The sequence below is a fragment of the Glaciecola sp. 2405UD65-10 genome (assembly GCF_048820975.1).
In the GTDB taxonomy this organism is placed as follows: Bacteria; Pseudomonadota; Gammaproteobacteria; order Enterobacterales; family Alteromonadaceae; genus Glaciecola.
Window position 1 is genome coordinate 71,125 of record NZ_JBMEUF010000003.1, and the last position, 17,178, is coordinate 88,302.

Annotated in this window: 14 protein-coding genes; 6 read left to right on the top strand and 8 right to left on the bottom strand. The window is 40.4% G+C overall.

Features of this window, described 5'->3' with window-relative positions; genetic code table 11:
• Nucleotides 1-21: 21 nt before the first annotated feature.
• The 3 genes from ACOI22_RS15565 to ACOI22_RS15575 all read right to left on the bottom strand — a co-directional run bounded on the left by ACOI22_RS15565 (nt 22) and on the right by ACOI22_RS15575 (nt 4,580).
• Complete coding sequence (locus tag ACOI22_RS15565; protein ID WP_420673055.1) at nt 22-2,559, bottom strand: EAL domain-containing protein; 2,538 nt, start codon at nt 2,557-2,559, stop codon at nt 22-24.
• 139 nt (nt 2,560-2,698) lie between these two features.
• Nucleotides 2,699-3,346: a response regulator gene (locus ACOI22_RS15570; RefSeq protein ID WP_420673056.1), complete on the bottom strand. Its 648-nt coding sequence runs from the start codon at nt 3,344-3,346 to the stop codon at nt 2,699-2,701.
• Nucleotides 3,339-4,580, bottom strand: a complete 1,242-nt coding sequence (locus tag ACOI22_RS15575; protein ID WP_420673057.1) for a sensor histidine kinase — start codon at nt 4,578-4,580, stop codon at nt 3,339-3,341. Before ACOI22_RS15575 ends, ACOI22_RS15570 begins: the two co-directional genes overlap by 8 nt.
• Before the next feature lie 176 nt (nt 4,581-4,756).
• Between ACOI22_RS15575 and ACOI22_RS15580 the strand changes: the two genes are divergently transcribed.
• Nucleotides 4,757-5,485 (top strand): hypothetical protein, encoded by a 729-nt coding sequence (locus ACOI22_RS15580; RefSeq protein WP_420673058.1) that lies wholly within the window; start codon nt 4,757-4,759, stop codon nt 5,483-5,485.
• A gap of 43 nt (nt 5,486-5,528) precedes the next feature.
• On the opposite strand, the gene ACOI22_RS15585 is transcribed toward ACOI22_RS15580, so the two are convergent.
• From ACOI22_RS15585 to ACOI22_RS15595, 3 genes are all read right to left on the bottom strand, one after another.
• Complete coding sequence (locus ACOI22_RS15585) at nt 5,529-5,969, bottom strand: TerB family tellurite resistance protein (RefSeq protein ID WP_420673059.1); 441 nt, start codon at nt 5,967-5,969, stop codon at nt 5,529-5,531.
• 130 nt (nt 5,970-6,099) lie between these two features.
• Nucleotides 6,100-7,005 carry a WYL domain-containing protein gene (locus ACOI22_RS15590; protein ID WP_420673060.1) on the bottom strand — a complete coding sequence of 302 codons (906 nt, stop codon included), beginning with the start codon at nt 7,003-7,005 and terminating at the stop codon, nt 6,100-6,102.
• Nucleotides 7,006-7,186: 181 nt separating this feature from the next.
• Complete coding sequence (locus ACOI22_RS15595; RefSeq protein WP_420673061.1) at nt 7,187-8,614, bottom strand: undecaprenyl-phosphate glucose phosphotransferase; 1,428 nt, start codon at nt 8,612-8,614, stop codon at nt 7,187-7,189.
• 752 nt (nt 8,615-9,366) lie between these two features.
• Between ACOI22_RS15595 and ACOI22_RS15600 the strand changes: the two genes are divergently transcribed.
• Genes ACOI22_RS15600 through ACOI22_RS15620 form a run of 5 tightly spaced genes read left to right on the top strand, consistent with a single transcriptional unit; the run spans nt 9,367 to nt 15,007 of the window.
• A complete protein-coding gene (locus ACOI22_RS15600; RefSeq protein ID WP_420673062.1) occupies nt 9,367-10,584 on the top strand; it encodes an outer membrane beta-barrel protein in 1,218 nt (405 codons plus the stop codon).
• Between the two features lie 26 nt (nt 10,585-10,610).
• Entirely contained in the window at nt 10,611-11,183 is a 573-nt protein-coding gene (locus tag ACOI22_RS15605; protein WP_420673063.1) for a polysaccharide biosynthesis/export family protein, read from the top strand.
• A gap of 15 nt (nt 11,184-11,198) precedes the next feature.
• Complete coding sequence (locus ACOI22_RS15610) at nt 11,199-13,469, top strand: GumC family protein (RefSeq protein ID WP_420673064.1); 2,271 nt, start codon at nt 11,199-11,201, stop codon at nt 13,467-13,469.
• Nucleotides 13,466-14,194, top strand: a complete 729-nt coding sequence (locus tag ACOI22_RS15615) for a tyrosine-protein phosphatase (RefSeq protein WP_420673065.1) — start codon at nt 13,466-13,468, stop codon at nt 14,192-14,194. Before ACOI22_RS15610 ends, ACOI22_RS15615 begins: the two co-directional genes overlap by 4 nt.
• Nucleotides 14,195-14,209: 15 nt before the next feature.
• The gene (locus tag ACOI22_RS15620) at nt 14,210-15,007 is read left to right on the top strand and encodes a VpsP family polysaccharide biosynthesis protein (RefSeq protein WP_420673066.1); all 798 of its coding nucleotides are present in this window, start codon (nt 14,210-14,212) and stop codon (nt 15,005-15,007) included.
• 25 nt (nt 15,008-15,032) lie between these two features.
• Here the strand turns inward: ACOI22_RS15620 and ACOI22_RS15625 are convergent, their stop codons facing one another.
• Nucleotides 15,033-16,430 (bottom strand): O-antigen ligase family protein, encoded by a 1,398-nt coding sequence (locus ACOI22_RS15625; protein ID WP_420673067.1) that lies wholly within the window; start codon nt 16,428-16,430, stop codon nt 15,033-15,035.
• A gap of 99 nt (nt 16,431-16,529) precedes the next feature.
• Nucleotides 16,530-17,135 (bottom strand): hypothetical protein, encoded by a 606-nt coding sequence (locus tag ACOI22_RS15630; RefSeq protein WP_420673068.1) that lies wholly within the window; start codon nt 17,133-17,135, stop codon nt 16,530-16,532.
• Nucleotides 17,136-17,178: the final 43 nt, after the last annotated feature.

Here is a 17,178-nt window from a genome sequence, read left to right on the forward strand (position 1 = left end):
AAACCTGAAGACATAATAGCTTCAGGTTTTTTTATTTTCAGCCCACTGTTTAAATTCATCTGCTGGCATAGGGCGGCCAAAATAATAACCTTGAAATATATTACATCCCATTTCATGCAATGTTTCTACTTGCTGTTTATGCTCAACACCTTCGGCCACTACACACATTGACATATGATGCCCAATTGAAATAATTGAGCGAGCAAGTTCAGAGGTGTTCTTTTGGTCAAGCTCATTTACGAACGCACGATCTACTTTAAGGACATCAAGAGGTAAGTCTTTTAAATAAGACAACGACGAATATCCGGTGCCAAAATCATCAAGCGCTATAGTAAAGCCAGCCGCTTTTAACTGTATAAGCTTATCAATACTTTCTTCAATATTGGTCAGTAAGCCTGATTCTGTTAACTCAATTTCAATTTGCGACGAACTCACGTTAAATGTATTCACTAAGTTAATAATTTCTGGCACAAACTTGGCGTCTGCAAGTTGCAGGGGGCTTACATTAATTGCGATTCTACCAGGAACGGCAAAGCCCTGTTTTTTCCATTCGTTAATTTGTTCACACACTAGTGAAATCATGTAATTGCCAAGTAAGCCTATACTGCCTGATTTCTCAGCGCATTTAATAAACTCATCGGGTGATACATAACCAAGCTCTTTGTTGGCCCAACGTGCTAAGGCCTCGGCGCCAATCAAATTACCGTTTATATCTACTTTGGGCTGAAAAACCGCGAATAGCTCGGTTTTGTGTTCAATCGCGTAATCAAGTTGCTTTTGCACAAAAATGTGGCGGTCAGTTTCTTTCAAAATACTAATATTAAACAAAGACAAATTATTGCGTAAAGACTGCTTGCTTTGGGCCAGTGCCATTTCAGCGCAGCGCATGGGGTCAAGTGCAGTGTCTGATTTAATAGGGAACACCGCCGCGCCGCCATTACAGCTTAAACTTAAGTATTTTTTGTCTATAGGGACTGGAATGCGCACTAAGCTCTCTATTGCTTCCCAGTGCAAAGCTATAAGGCCATTGCTAGCGCTTTGGATGTTATTGATCAACACCGCAAACTTATTGCCACCCACTCTTGCGGTAATAATTTCGTTATCAGTATAGCCGCGAAGCCTAAGTGCCAACTCGTATATTGCTTTTTCGGCATTCGCAAAACCAAAGTGGCGATTTACATTAGTAAAGCCTTTTAGGTCGAGTAAAAACAATATGGATTGCGTATTGTTGTTTCTATTATATTTTTCGGCTTTTTCTATATGATCATGCAAGCAACTCAAATTTGGCAAGCCTGTTTGATAATCATAGTAGGCCATTTGGTGCAACTGGGTGTTTAAGCGTTCACGATTAAGTTCAGAGGCAATGCGCGAGGTAAATATGGTTAGGGCCTTAATGAGCATTTCATCATCTTCAATAACTTGCTTAAATATAAGCACAATGCTCCCTTCAAGCTCCCCATTTTCGTTTATCATGGGGCTGTTAATAACGCCTTGTGCTTTTATGTTAGTAAATAAAGGCACACTTGGAAAATCAACATAGGCATTGCTTTTTATAAGCACTACGTCATTTAAAGATATGAGCTCAACTGGCGTCGTTTTGGCTGGGTAAGAAAAATTTTTCGCTAGAACGCCGTCTACCAATACTACTTTTGTATGAATGAGTTTTTCTAAATACTCTTTTTCATACAAGCAAATATAAGCAATATCTGCTTTTGATAACTTTTGCAGTTCGCGTAAGGCATTTATATAGAATTCATCATTATTTTCACCCGAAACGCCTTTCGCTAGGCGAGAAAACACGGCTTCTAGTTTCTGCCTTTTATCAATCTCATCACTTAACGATTTTGTTTTTAGTTCAAGTGAAATAGCCACCGTTATACAAGCTAAAAAATTCAAAATAGTAATGGGTAGCCCGCCCAAGTATACAAAATTAAATAAGCCGGCATCCATTAACACCGCTTCTACAGAAGCCCCTATGGTGGCTAAAAGAGTTACAATAAGAATTGCGGCTTTGGTGAGTTGATTTTGTTTAAATAAGCGTGAGGCGATAATAATTAACACAACAAATAAAATAGATGCGTAGGCAAAGAAAACCGGCATGTAAAAGCTTTTATCACCTAACAGGCGCGTGGCTGATTCGCCTGAAAACATGGTGTAATGTATAAGCTCTACGTTACCAAAATAGCGCACGGTATATTCTGAATATAAGTTAATGGCGAAAAATACTAGGCTTACGGCAATTAATATTGCTACAAACCAAAACGGGTAGGCTTGCCTACTCCATTGAAGAATCACAACCGCCATTAAGGGGACTGATAGAATCACTATTGATGTTTGAATTTTAAGCCAATCTAGCGATGTGCTTACATCACCTGACGAATGGTATTGCCACGTAACGTATTGATACGCAATGGTAACTAAGCAACCCACTAACATAGTACCGAATTGGTTTTGCTTTTTATTCAACGACGGCAGCAACAAAACAGCTGCGCACAACAGATTTATGCCAATAGTGGCTGCAAAATAAATAGGAATAAACGCGAAAGTAGTGTTATCCAATACAGTAACCAGTCAATTAGAGAAGTTTGCGACCAAAATCTTCTAATCGCGCTTATGAAACTACTATTGATAAAATAAGTTTACTTGTATTGTATCTTACAAATTGCGTAAAACTTGAGCTGTTAACGCCTTGTTTGTATTAAATAATGCTCATTTCTATGGCTTTTAATACAGCTCGTGTTCTGTCTCGCACGCCAAGCTTGCTCAAAATGCTCGACACTTGGTTTTTTATAGTGCCTTCAGACTTAAACAAGCTGTCAGCCATTTCCTTGTTTGAACAGCCCGCAGCCATTAAGCGCAAAATTTCTGTTTCACGTTGCGAAAGCGGTTCAGGCATGTCAGCGGCTTCAAATTCACCGGTTTTGCCTTGTAGCCCTTGGATTAGTCGCTCGGTAATAGCCGGTTGAATCAAGGTTTCACCTTTGTGAACGGTATCAATCGTTTCAACCAAGGTTTCTAATGACACATCTTTAAGCAAATACCCTTTTGCACCGGCTTTAATAGCCTGCATTAATGATTCATGATCATCAAACGTGGTGAGCATTACTACGGGCACTTGAATATTCGCTTCTTGCATCGCAACTAAGGCTTGAATGCCCGTCATTACCGGCATTCTTATATCCAATAATACTACGTCTATGTTCGCATCATTATTGCTAAGCATATTTATGGCAACTTGCCCATTTTCAGCTTCGCCGCATACATGAATGTTATCAGATAACGCTAATAAGCTTTTAATACCGTGGCGAACAAGTGTTTGGTCATCAACCAATAAAACGTTAATCATGTTGGGGTACCGGAATAAGTATTCGAGTTAAGAATTTGCCTGATTCTAAAGCAAAATCAGCGCTTCCTTGCAAGGCGAACAAACGTTCTTTAATGCCTGTTAGGCCGTTTCCTAAAGTGATGTTGCTTGGCATTTTGCCATCATTCTGAATAGTGAGTTCAATTTGTTTGGCTTGTGTGTTTTCACTTGAGTTTGCATACTTTAAAGCAATTTCAAGGTGCTTACCATTAGCATGGCGCAAGGTATTTGTAATACTTTCTTGCACGCATTTTATAATGGTGTCGGCTACGTGCATGTCACTTACATTTACGTTTTCGTCAACATCAACGTGGGCATGCAATGTTGGAATAGCCACAAGAATATTTTGAATACTGGCGGCTAAGTCTAGTTTGCCTTTATCACGAATATCACTCACCGCTTCACGTACGTCACTGAGTAAAAGTTTTGATAACTGATGGCATTGTTCAATGTTGTCTTTTACAGTGCCTTCACTTTGCCTAGAGGCCACTTGCAAGTTAATAGTTAGCGCGGTTAAGTGATGGCCTAGCAAATCATGAATGTTGCGGGCTATTCTAATACGTTCGTTCTGTTTAACTGCCTCGTTAAGCAATGACTGCGTAGCCACCAACTTACTGTTAATCATTTCGGTTTGCATGCGCGCTTCACGTTCACGTAAATTGGAGTTAATCATTACAAGGCCAAACACGTTAAATGTCCAAAACAAGAAAGAAGATATAGCCACACTTATTAGCCCATGATCCCAGTAAAATACATGCACAAAAAATAGAGCTGAAGAGTAAACTGGCGAAAACAAAAAAGCGCGCTTTATGCTCATGTAGTAGGGCGTTATTGCCCCAAATAAGACCATAAAAATAGCAACGAATATAAAGGGGATATAAAAGTATATGGCTACTACTAATAAGAATAATACGCCGGCTGCTATTAACTTAGGTGAATATTTTGTTGTTTGCTCGTGCTCGCTTTCAGTAGTTGCATACAACCAAACAAATAAAAACAGTACACACAATACCCCAGCAATTCCTATATTTAGGTTTGACTGCTCACCTTCGCTAATCATTAAGCCTATAGAAAAACCGGAAACTACTAACCAAGTAATAATGGCTGATGCGCGTTCAAGTAACAAAGAACTGGCTTGTTGCGCGTATTTACTTTTATTCACATCAGAAACAGCAGATGCATTTGGTGGTGTAGACGAGGCAGGCGTTATAGGCATAAGAGCACAACAAGTTAGGTAATTTATAAAACGATACTAACATTACTATAGCAAGGGCACATATAGGCCAAAAGTAATATTTTACATTATGACTATAGGCACTATTTTAACACTGGCGTTGCGCTGCATAATTGGCTCTATGCTTTGACGCACTTACTCGTACAGGACGAACTAACATGAGCCAAATTCACAGTATATTATTAATATTACACATTGTTGTCGGGAGCCTAGCTATTATATTGTTTTGGGTACCCATGCTGACCCAAAAAGGCCGTTTAAATCACATAAAGTTTGGTAAATACTACACATTTGCTATGTACACCGTGGCTGCCAGCGGTGCGCTTATGGCAATATTAGTGATTGCGGCTCCGCTGCTTGTGAAACACGAATATGCCAACCATGAGCACGGCGAGCAAATAGCGTTTAATTTACGTGTGTTTTGGACGTTTTTACTTTACTTAGCGCTATTAACCTACACAAATACTAAACAAGGAGTGGTAATGCTACGAGTGAAAGAAAACCGGCACTTACTACGCACATTTGGGCATGTTGCACCATTAGTGGCCTTAGTATTAGGTGGGGTTGCATTAGTAGGTTTGGGCGTGGCGTTTAATAAGCCTTTGCATATAGTATTTGGTATATTAGGCTTTGTAATTGCAGTAGGCTCACTACGTTATATTTTCGCGGCTAAAGTAGGGGCTAAGCATTATATAAAACAACATATTGGCCATATGCTTGGCTCGGGTATAGGCGCTTATACCGCGTTTGTTACTTTTGGTGGCCGCCAGTTACTAGAATTGCCGGGTGGATTTCAGTTCGCATTGTGGCTTGCCCCCGGCCTTATTGGCGGCATAGCAAGCTATGTACTTACTAAAAAATATTCAAAAGTGTTTAACATTGCTTAATAAGCTCGCCGGTGGTGCAAGTAAAAAGCTTGCGCCACCTAGCTTACGCTACCAAGCCTTTCGCTAGCACTCTGTTTGACAATAACGACAGCAATTCTAATTCTTCTTCGTTGCGTACGCCATCAATCGCAGTAATATCCATAGCAACTTCAAGTGCGGTGGCAGGGTCTAAGTTAAGGCTAGTGCCTAAAGTAAACAAATATTCACGGGTTTGGTCAGTATCAATAGCTACACGGGCCTCATGAATAGCGCTGTTTACAAACGCTGGCAAGGCTACACCGCTTTGCCAAGGTAGCGATTCGCACAAACTTTCAAAATAGTCTTGTTCTGTTAGGGTTACAATGCCGTCAATTTGGTACAGCAACACACATAACTTGATAATTGATTCACTAAACGCTTGTTCCTGAGTTATTACTTGGCTTGGGTCATACTCAACAGCAGTGTTTTGATCATTGGTATTTTGTGCGGTGTAGTTACTATTCATGTTTTTATTCTCTGTTGCTTCTGTCACTAAGTTTGTGGCTACTGATTCGTAGCAATATGCTACATTAATATTGAGCTACACAAACATACTGCTTTAAGACCCATTCGGCTCACAACAGTTCACATTTTTGTTAAGACTTTTTAACACCTGGCGCCAATTGTGGATTTTCAATACTGGCCAATACTTCATGGTTTTTAAGTGCTAGCTGGCAGCCTTGATTCAAAATTCTATGCTCAAATGAGCAATCAACCTGCCATTGGCGAAGCACATAGGCTGCCAAGGCGGCGCGTACTTGCATTATTTTTTCACCGTTTTGCATATCAAAATCCATTTCAATGGCTTGGCGATGCTTTATGTCAGGATGAACCATTAGCACAAGGCTTACTAAGCGGTTAAATTGCTCATCAGCAATGCTTAGTTGGTTTCGCTCCGCTTTTTCTTCACCTGCGCTTACTTGGGTAAAGCGTGTACACACAAAGTCGCGAAAGCTAGCTGACTTTTCATCAAAAGCGCGTACATGCCATCTATGCCCATTGTTAATAATGGCATGGGGTACAATAATGCGCTGGCTTTCGCCCGAACTAATAGATACATACTTAACCGTGCATTTTACTTTGTTATGTATACCGCGCATAAGCGCTGCAATTATATGTACATTGGGGTGAATAAGCTGAATGGCATCAAAGCAGTGTTCTGATGGCTGCTCAGTGGCAGTAATACCATCACTAAAGCCCTTGCTTACTGACTGCAAAATAGCATCGGCCGAAAATTGAAATAATGGCTCAAAATTATGTTTGCGCAGGTACTGTTTGGTAGAATGATCAAGCGCTAAGTTATTTTGCGCTATTTCACGATAGGCTGCAAAATCACGAGTACTTGCAGCAAGGCCGGTTTTAAAACGGCTAATTAAATCGCTTCTTGATACCTTGCCAAAAAATTGTAAATTAAAGTCAATAAAGGCCAAGCGTTCGCGCTGGGCTAACGATAAACCTTCAATTAGGTCACTAGATTTTTGAAAAGCCGGGCTTATTTTCATATTGTGCACACACCAACCACTGTATTTATATACAGAGTATAATCAATACAGTAAAAGATGCAATCAATTTGATTTGAAATAACAGCCGCTTGCAACTAGTAATTAGTAACTAGTGCAGGTGTAGCGGCTAGAAGTAGTTAAACACAGTTATGAAGAACAAATGCCATGTAAAAGAGAGTGCTTAGTAAGCGTTTTTATCTAAAAAGCCTTTAAATACGGTCGCAATAATAATTTTAATATCTAACCATACTGACCAACGGTGAATATAATCTAAATCATATTCTACGCGCTTAACCATTTTATTTACGGTTTCGGTTTCGCCTCTAAAACCATTTACCTGTGCCCAGCCTGTAATGCCTGGCTTAACTTTGTGGCGAAGCATATAGCCTTCAATTAATTTGCGGTATTGCTCATTGTGGGCAACAGCATGTGGGCGCGGCCCAACAATCGACATTCTACCCTGTAGCACATTAATAAACTGCGGAAGTTCATCTAAAGATGTACGGCGTAAAAATCCACCAAATGGTGTTATGCGTGCATCGCCTTTGGTAGCTTGTTTTACACTTGGGCCGTTGTCTTGCGTAGTCATTGACCTAAACTTATACACCATAATTTTTTTGCCATCTAAGCCGTATCTAAATTGCTTAAATATTATGGGGCCTTTTGAGGTTACTTTTACCCCAATGGCAATAAACAGCATGGGAATGCTGATAAGCGCTAGTATCATTGAGCCAATAACAATGTCTTCAATGCGTTTTATTACATTGTTAGCGCCCTGAAACGGCGTATCAAACACGCTTAGTGTTTGTACAGAACCTACAGACTGCCAGCGGGCATTCAATAAGTTATAAATAAAGAAGTTAGGAATAATGTAAACGTTACAGGTGGTGTCACTGCATTGGTTAAGTATATCCATAATACGCGCTTCTGCGCTCATGGGCATAGCTACGTATATGTAGTCAATTTTACCTTCGCGGGCAGCTTCAATAACATCGGCAATGTTACCTGCTATTTGGTTTTGAAATTCATGTGGTAAACGGCTAGGGGTGCGGTCATCAAACAAACCATACAGGTTTATACCAAGCTGGCCGTTGTCTATAATTTGCATGGCCAAATTATAACCGCCGGGTGTGGCACCAATTATAGCTGCAGAACGGCTGTTGTGGCCGCGCTTGCGTTGAAAAAACAATACTTCGCGAAAACCCATGCGCCAAAGCAAAATAGCTGGGCTAACCGCTAGCAAATACAGCCATAATGTGCGGTCATCAAAGGTAACTAAGTTGGGAAAGAAGTAAACACACAAAAGCAAAAATATGGATGAAATACTCCAGCACATAAGTGCTGATTTCAATAATACGGTAGTGCTTTGCGTTCGCCATGAACGATATAAATCAAGGCCTTCTGCAATTATATTGAAACTTACAATGCTTACTAACAAGGGAAGTAATAACGACTCTTGAATAGGAATGTCACGGAAGGTAAGCACTAAAAAGAAAATAAGAGTAATAGTGATTAAATCGGCAAGCCTATAAAGCGTAGCAAAACTACTCTTGTTTGACTGAATTATACCACCACGGTTATTTTGGTTAACCTTGCTTTTCTTCGCCACGAGGCACTTCCTTTAAGTTTAATACTTTAATAACTTTTTGCCGCTGTCCCTAATTAAGCTGAGCGCATTTACGTGGGCGCATTTATTTCGATATTACGAATAATAAACACATGCAAAATACGCAAATATCAATTGTAGCATTTTGACATAATGAATAGGCTAATTAGAACTGTAGCATATAAATTTAAACTATGGCTAAATTTATATTTTTAAAATTAATAAAAGCTCTTTAGCCCCTATAATAGAAAACTTTTTATGCTTGGTCAGCTTTAATTTTGTGTTTTTAGTAAGTTTAATATTTCTTTAACATTAAACACGTAAAAACAGGCTTGTAAGTCGTTAAAATGTAACAAAATTGCTAACTACATTTGTGTAGCCTAAGAGCCTTTGTTTATTAAAGTGCCTAGTGTATAATGCTTCACCTAAAGTTTGAGTTTTTAAATGAGTTTAAAACTGGCGAAAACATGGTTTATGCACAAGGTTTAGTTGAAACGTTGTTATATAGTGGGTTACTCAAAATTTTTTAAGTAAAGTTTTGTGCATGTAACAACTAACTGTGTAAGCATGGCATAACATGTGCAAATTAAAGCAATTGTGGCAAACGTTGTTTTACGCCGTATTTTACAAATTGTACAAAGGGTATGGTTAACTAAGCTTAAAGATGCAACATATAAGCTACTGCAACTCGCTACAAATTATTTATAACTTAATCATCATTTGGTGTAACCGTACAAGGCATGTTGGAATATAAAATGGAAAATAAACGAACTAAATTAGCTGTATTAGTAGGCTTAACTCTTTCAGGTAGCGTGGCGTTTGGCCAACAATTTGAAGACGCAGCATCACTCGAATTCGGCAGTTTTGATGTAACCCCAACGCTTGACTTAGGCCTACATTTTGATGACAACATAACCAAAACTGCCACCAATGAAATTGAAAGTTGGTCACGCATTGTTGCACCACAAATAAGCATGGTGAGTAGCCTTGGTGCAAGCCAAGTAAACTTTGGCTACCGCTTAGTAGATGAAACCTTCTTTTCAAGCGATGCTGACAGCTACACTGATCACTTCTTTTTAGCCGGTGTTGACTTAGAACTGAATGCCCGCAACAGAATAAGCGCCAGCCTAGAATTTGAAGACGGCCATGAAGAGCGTGGTTCTGGCTATTCAATAGGCACGGGCACTACGCTAAGCTCACCGGATTTATACAAACAAACTGAATTAGACGTACTATATTCTTATGGTGCTTACAACGCGGAAGGCCGTTTTGATGTAAATGCCAATATTCGCACTCTAGATTATGATTTAGATACTGTTGGTTATATTACTCGTGACAGAACACTATCAGAATTAGGCGGTACATTTTACTATCGCGTAGGCGCCACTACTGACATGACCTTCGATGCATCGTTTACTGATGTGTCATACAAAGTGGCGGCTGATGAAAACAACCCGCTTGATAGCACTGACAGTTCATATTTGGTGGGTTTACAATGGGAAGCTACGGCACAAACCTCAGGTTTTGCGAAAATAGGTTACCAAGAAAAAGATTTTAAGTCTGCACAACGTGAAGATTTCAGCGGGTTTGATTGGGCTGCCGGTGTGTTATGGCAACCGGTTGATTACGCAAGCTTAGAATACACAACAGGTACTGATACCAACGAAACAAACGGTGAAGGTAACTTTATCAAAGAGAAAAACCACACGGTAAGATGGCGCCATACTTGGCTTGAACGTGTTCGTTCATCAGCCAGTATTACGTGGAATAACAACGAATACGAAGGCCAGTTAATTGATGGTTTTGATATAAGATCAGATGACAACCTACGTTTTAATGCCTCAGTGTATTATCAGTTTAGACGCTGGGTAAACTTTGAAGTAGGATACAGATTCGCCGAACGTGACAGTAACCGTGCAGGTATTGATTATGACCAAAATCAGTTCATAATAAACGCCTTAATAACTCTGTAGCGTACGTATAAAAAAGGCAGTAAAAAATGAAAATTGCAAATAATGGTGTAGCCAAGTGCTACACTGCTTGGATGAAGTACTGTTTATTTGCTTTACTTAGTTTTAATTTATTAGGCCTAAGCCACGCGCAAGTAAGCGAAAGCGAATACACGCTTGGCGCGGGTGACTTAATAAAAATAAGCGTATTTGGCCAAAGTGATCTTAGTTTAGAAACTAGGTTGTCAAACGTTGGTTATATACGCTATCCATTCTTAGGTGATATTGGCCTTGTAGGTAAAACCGTTAACGAGGTTGAGCAACTTATTGACTCAGGCCTACGGGGTGACTACCTTGTAAATCCTTCTGTATCGGTAACTGTTGAAGAATACAGGCCTTTCTTTATAGACGGCGAAGTTAAACGCCCCGGCGGTTACCCGTATCAACCTGGTTTAAATATCGATAAAGCAGCCGCTTTGGCGGGGGGCTATACAGAGCGCGCCGCAAAAGGTCAAGTTATTATCCGCCGCACCATTGGTGGCGTTGAACAAAATTTTGAATTTAATTCAAACGAAATAATTATGCCCGGTGACATTGTTACCGTTAAAGGCCGCTTTTTCTAAGGACTTCCTAGATTTATGGACAACACAAATTCGAACTCGCCTCAGCAGGCAAAGCTGTTTGATACTGACGTAATAGATTTTACCCAATATTTTAATACCATAATGCGCTATTTCTGGCGCATTCTTGGTTTATCGGTATTTTTAACTATATTGGCTATGTTATTTGCATATAGCATTACACCAAAATACAACTCAACTGTGTCGTTATTGATAGAGTCGGAACAAGCGAATGTGTTGTCAATTGAAGAAGTCTACGGCCTTGATTCAAGCCGAAAAGAATATTTTCAAACTCAGTATGAAATACTTCGTTCAAAGCAAATTGCGCGCAGAGTAGTTGAGCGTTTAGATTTGCACAATAATGAGTTTTTCAATCGTGATGTAATTCTAGAAAACAAAAGTGCTTTAGCAAGCTCGGTTGACAGCATTAAAGCCGGCGTAAAAAGCCTACTGCCTTTTCTTCCACAAAAAGAAGTAAAAGAATACACTGAAGAACAACTGCTAGAAGGGCGAATTAAATACGCTACTTCGTTGTTAAAGCGCAGCATAACAGTAAGCCCCGTTAAAAGTACGCAAGTAGTTAATATTACGGTTCAAACCCCAAGCGCCGGTTTGAGTGCCAAATTAGCTAATACCGTTGCTGATGTTTATATTGAAAGCTACTTGCAAGCCAAATTAGATATGACCGAAAAAGCCACTACTTGGTTAAATCAAAGTTTGCAGGGCCTGCGTAGTAAATTAGATGCTTCAGAAAGAAGCTTAGCGCTTTTTTATGAAACTGAAAAAGTAGTAGATATTGACGGCGTAGTAGGCTTAGCGTCTGACAAAGTTCAGCAACTAAGCAACCAGTTAATATCTTCACAAGTTGTATTGCAACGTAACCAAGCTATTTATGAGCAAGTAAATACACCTGGTGTTAGTATGCAAGACTTAGCCACTATTCCTGAAGTGCTTAATCATCCGTCTATTCAGTCAGTTAAGCGTGACGAAGTACTCGCTGAAAGCCGTATTTCAGAACTTAAAGAAACCTACGGCCCGAAACACCCTAATATGATTGCGGCCAATGCTGAACTTAGTTCAATTCGTACCAGTTTAATGAACCAAATAAATAATTTGGTTTCAGGTATCACCAACGAATACCGCACTGCAAGGCAAAAAGTGGCGTCATTAACACAAGAAGTTGAAGAGGCGAAAGCCAGCTTTAGAAGCTTGTCGGCCCTTGATAACCGCCGCAAAACGCTTCAACGTGATGTTGATACTAACCAGCAACTATATAATTCATTTTTTACTCGTTTAAAAGAAACTGACCAGCTAGGTGGCTTTGAATCAGCTAATGCTAGAGTGCTTGATGCTGCAACACCACCTGGTAGCGCAGCAAAGCCACGCAAGGGGATGATTATTGCTGCAGCATTTGTGGTCAGTTTTGGTTTTGGTTGCTTTTTAGCACTAATGCTTGAGGCACTTAATAGCGGCATTCGCTCAGTTGACGATGTAGAACGAAAGCTTTCACAACGCATGTTAGGCATAATTCCGTGGCAGCCGCACAAGAAAAAGCAAGACTTAGCCTTGCGCCACTTCTTTGATCCTAAGCACCATATGTTCAGCGAATCGGTACGTACCCTACGTACCAGCTTACAGCTACTTAATATTGATAAGCCATCACAAACCATATTGGTTACCTCAAGTGTGCCTAAAGAAGGCAAAAGTACCGTTGCCGTAAACTTAGCGTTTGCTTTAGGCCAGCTTAACAAAGTACTGCTAATTGATGCTGATTTACGTAGGCCAGCAATTGCTAAGCGTTTTGGTTTACCGGGTTTTCAACCGGGTTTAGCTAATGCGGTGTCAGGCACGCATTCATTAAACGAATGCATAGTGAAAGATGAAGAGTCAAATGTTGATATTTTGGGTGCAGGTACTTTACCACCTACACCACAAGAATTACTGGCGTCTAGTAAGTTTGCTGAGCTTATGCTTAAATTACGCGGTGAATATGACCATATTATTGTTGATAGCGCACCCACCCAAGCGGTGAGTGACGCAATAGTGGTATCTAAATTATGTGACTCTTTGGTGTATGTAGTGCGTTCTGACAGCACAAGCGCCAAAGTTATTAAAAATGGGCTTAGCCGCTTTATACAAATTGGCCACCGAATTGATGGCATAGTTCTGAACCAGGTTGATTTGAAAAAAGCGAAAAAGTCAGGCGGGTATGAAGGGTTTTATGACCAATACGGTTATAACAGTTACGACGCTACCCAGGGCGAGGCTAACTCCAGCGGAAAAGCGTGATAGATTTACACAGCCATATATTGCCGAGCATAGATGACGGCGCACAAACTATAAGTGACACGCTAGCCATAGCGCAAAATACAGTAGATAACGGCGTTACACATATGATGTGTACGCCGCATATTAATTACGGTACGTTTAACAATAGCCCCAGCACTATTGAGCCCGCATTTAAACAAGCCGTAGAAGCTATTCAAAATGCCAACATTCCGCTTAAAATTGCCATGGCCTGCGAAATGCGAATATGCCCTGAGGTAATAACTTTAGTTAAACAAACTAATTTACCCTTTATAGGCCAATGGAAAAATCGCTCAGCGGTGCTGTTAGAGCTACCGCATAGCCATATTCCCCCAGGTGCTGAAAACCTCATCAGGTGGCTTGTACAAAACAATATTCAGCCTGTTATTCCGCATCCAGAAAGAAACCGCGATATATTGGCTAACTATGCAAAAGCAAAATGGCTTAAGCAGCAAGGCTGTTTGTTTCAGGTAACGGCGGGTGCCTTTGTTAATCGTTTTTCTGATAAAGTCATGAAAACGGTATGGCAACTACTTAATGACGAACTTATTGATTACGTAGCCTCGGATACTCATAACGTAACGCGCAGGCCAAATGATATGCTAGCGGCATATAAGGCCGTTGAGCAAAAGCATGGCCGCGCTGTGGCGCAGCAGTTATTTGTTGAAGTGCCTCAACAAATAACTGCTGATGTACAGTGGCAATAATAAGGAGAGGGAAGCATGGACCAAGGGCAAAGTAGCCAGCGACGCAGGCGCCGTTCTAAAAAAGAGCCTAAACCCCAATTCAATTTAGGCAAATACTTTACTGTGCCCACATTTTTGCATGAAGAAGTTGGCAGAAAGCGCTTGTTACCTTTGTTTATTTTATTTATCGCTTTTATAGGTATTGTTAATGCGTTTCGTTTTGGCGGTGCCAGCCTTGATTACTACAGTGTAAAAAACTCAATAAGCTTATGGATTAATAAGGGCACTGCCCAGTCGCAAACTAGTTATGAAAGCGCTAAAGCGTCTATTAATACTGCCAATGTATTGCATCATTCAAATCCGCTGTATCTTGAGCTAGACGCCCAAATTAAAGAATGGGGCGTGTTGTCAGGCTTTGAAGCTGATATGGGCTTACAAGCGGCGCAAGCTAGCTATTTGTTGGCGAGTAAAAGCCGACCACTATGGCCGGTTACTTGGGCTAACTTAGCTATGCTTAAATGGCGCAAACAAGAATTTGATGATGAAATGCTAAGTTACTTAAATAGAGCACATACTTTAGGTTTGCAAAAGGCTGAAGTACACATTCTATTTACACAGTTAGGATTGAGCTTGTATCAAGCAAATCATCCGTTTTACCGAAGCATACGTGAGCAAACACAAACTCACATTAAAAAGGGCATACAGGCTAATCCTAGCCGAAATCAAATTGTGGCTTTTATTAAAGATAATGGCCATCATAGAACGGTTTGCCGTTGGCTAGACGTAAATGCCGACGAATTTGCTATTAGCATGCTAGGTTGCCAAAAGGCTTAAAAGAGAATTCCTTAAAGCCTTGCTGTTATTCAGTAGCGGGCTTAGAAGCACTTTTTCTGGGTATATGAATTTTTAAGCTGTTTATGATCATACTTAGCGCTAAAAACACCACAAAATAAGCACTATTTGCATAAGCCTGCAGCGGAAAATCAACCGTTGCATGTAAGCCCATGCCAATAATCGCCATTAAACAGGCAAAGCCCGCACCTTTAAATATAGAGTTTTTACGTTTGTATAAAGCCCTTATAGACTTGTACATACAAAACCCGACTAATACTAATAATATAAAGAAACCAATAACACCGTATTCAATGGCGAATTGCAGGTAGTCATTATGTAGATGATCATAAAAGTCACCTACTTCGGTAACTTGATAGCTAGGGAAGGTTGAGTAAAATGAGCCCGCACCTGAGCCAAACAGGGGGAAGTCAACCAGCATAGGAAATGCATCACTTAGTACTTCGTCACGGGTTTCTTGCTGTACCGATGTTTGGGCTAAACGCTCTTTTACGCGTTCAAGGCCAAAATAAGCGCTTACTATGAATAGGTCAATTATAAACATACTTATAATAAGCACCGATAAACCCCTACTGCGATTTTTAATAAGCACCAAAGCAAGTAAGCCAACCACTGCCATTGATACAAAAAACGCGGTATTGCCCATTCTAGAGCGTGACATAACCAAGCCAATTACCATAACTGCTATGCATATTCTTACAATAGCTTTACTGCCAAGCAGGGTAGTGGCTATTGAACGCATAAAGTCTTTTGGGGTCGACATTTTGCCTTTTTCGAGTGAGGTAACTAACAAGCCAATACCCGCGGCTAAACATAACATTAAAAAGTTAGCGTAATGGTTTTTATATACAAAGCTGCCTGTGGCAACTTCGCCTACGGGTAGGCCAAATACAGCACTGTTTGTAGCGCCCAATAAAATTTCAAAACTGCCATAAAGGGCTTGAAAAGTACCACTGGCTAACATGGTGAGTAAAAGCAAACGTATGCGTTTTTCAGTATTTACTAACACCAGTACACATATGAATAGGCAAAAATAGCTAAGTAACTTAATAAAGCTGATCATGCTTTGGCCGGGATCAACCGACAAATAAAAGCTACTGGCATTTACGTCAGCGAAGGCTAAATATGAACTTGGTGAAAGCATGGCTACTAACGAACTAGGAAATGGAATAATTTGCAGCGATGCAAATGCTATAAATCCAAGCCATATACATATAGCTTTAAAATAACTATTGGTGCCAAGAGCATAAATTCTTCGGTGCTTTAACACCACAATAAAGGTTAAGGCAAATATGCATATTTCAAAAAAGCTCCATGCCCAAGGGCGGTTCGCACCTAAAGGGATGGGTAATAAAAACAATATAGCGAGTAGTGTATAGAAACTCTTATTGGTTGTGATGTTCACAGAATGTTTGATCTCTATTAGTTATTAAGTATGCTGCTAGCTCAATAATCAGGTACAAAAAAGCCCCAATATATGGGGCTACTATAACAGAGTTATTTCTTAGTTGTTAGATGCTGTGGTATCACCACCGCCAGTACCACCAGCGCCAATGCCTGCGCCTAATGGAACTGTTCCAGCACCTGGGCCTGCACCCGGGCCAGCAGCCGTTGCATCAGAAACTGTAGTTGGGTCAACACCCGCCTGCAGTACAGCTACTAAAATATCTTCAGGCGACATAACGCCAGTTAGCGCTGCGCCATCAAACACTTCTTGAGCGAAGTCAGGGTAAAGTACCGAGCCTAAGGTAATTACGTGTACTGCTTTGTCAGGGTTTGACTCAACCAATACTTTTGTTACTTCAATTAAGCTGTTTGCGTTAATCATTTCATCATAAAATGAGGTAGCAATAGCTACATCAAAAGCAACGGCTGACTTAGATTCACCGTCAAGGGTGGTGTCAGACTCAGTTAACGCGCTCTGAATAGCTTCAATAGTTGCTTCGCTAGGGCGAATGCCAGCATCCACTTTTGCAATAATATTGTTATGAAGGCGTGTGCCAGGTTGGTCAGAGTCACCAAACACTGTGCCTGCACCGTCCTGTGCATAAACACTGAACGCCGATACAACTAATAGCAATGAGGCTGCTACAACGCGGCGAATACTCATATTTTTGAATCCTTCTTCAATTAGGTTTAAACGTATAAAACAA

Bases quoted from the DNA above. Each gene is read 5' to 3' on its own strand.
- ACOI22_RS15600 (WP_420673062.1), top strand. From the start codon at position 9,367: ATGGAAAATAAACGAACTAAATTAGCTGTATTAGTAGGCTTAACTCTT.
- ACOI22_RS15585 (WP_420673059.1), bottom strand. From the start codon at position 5,969: ATGAATAGTAACTACACCGCACAAAATACCAATGATCAAAACACTGCT.
- ACOI22_RS15575 (WP_420673057.1), bottom strand. From the start codon at position 4,580: ATGCCTATAACGCCTGCCTCGTCTACACCACCAAATGCATCTGCTGTT.
- ACOI22_RS15630 (WP_420673068.1), bottom strand. From the start codon at position 17,135: ATGAGTATTCGCCGCGTTGTAGCAGCCTCATTGCTATTAGTTGTATCG.
- ACOI22_RS15590 (WP_420673060.1), bottom strand. From the start codon at position 7,005: ATGAAAATAAGCCCGGCTTTTCAAAAATCTAGTGACCTAATTGAAGGT.
- ACOI22_RS15605 (WP_420673063.1), top strand. From the start codon at position 10,611: ATGAAAATTGCAAATAATGGTGTAGCCAAGTGCTACACTGCTTGGATG.
- ACOI22_RS15620 (WP_420673066.1), top strand. From the start codon at position 14,210: ATGGACCAAGGGCAAAGTAGCCAGCGACGCAGGCGCCGTTCTAAAAAA.
- ACOI22_RS15610 (WP_420673064.1), top strand. From the start codon at position 11,199: ATGGACAACACAAATTCGAACTCGCCTCAGCAGGCAAAGCTGTTTGAT.
- ACOI22_RS15570 (WP_420673056.1), bottom strand. From the start codon at position 3,346: ATGATTAACGTTTTATTGGTTGATGACCAAACACTTGTTCGCCACGGT.
- ACOI22_RS15580 (WP_420673058.1), top strand. From the start codon at position 4,757: ATGAGCCAAATTCACAGTATATTATTAATATTACACATTGTTGTCGGG.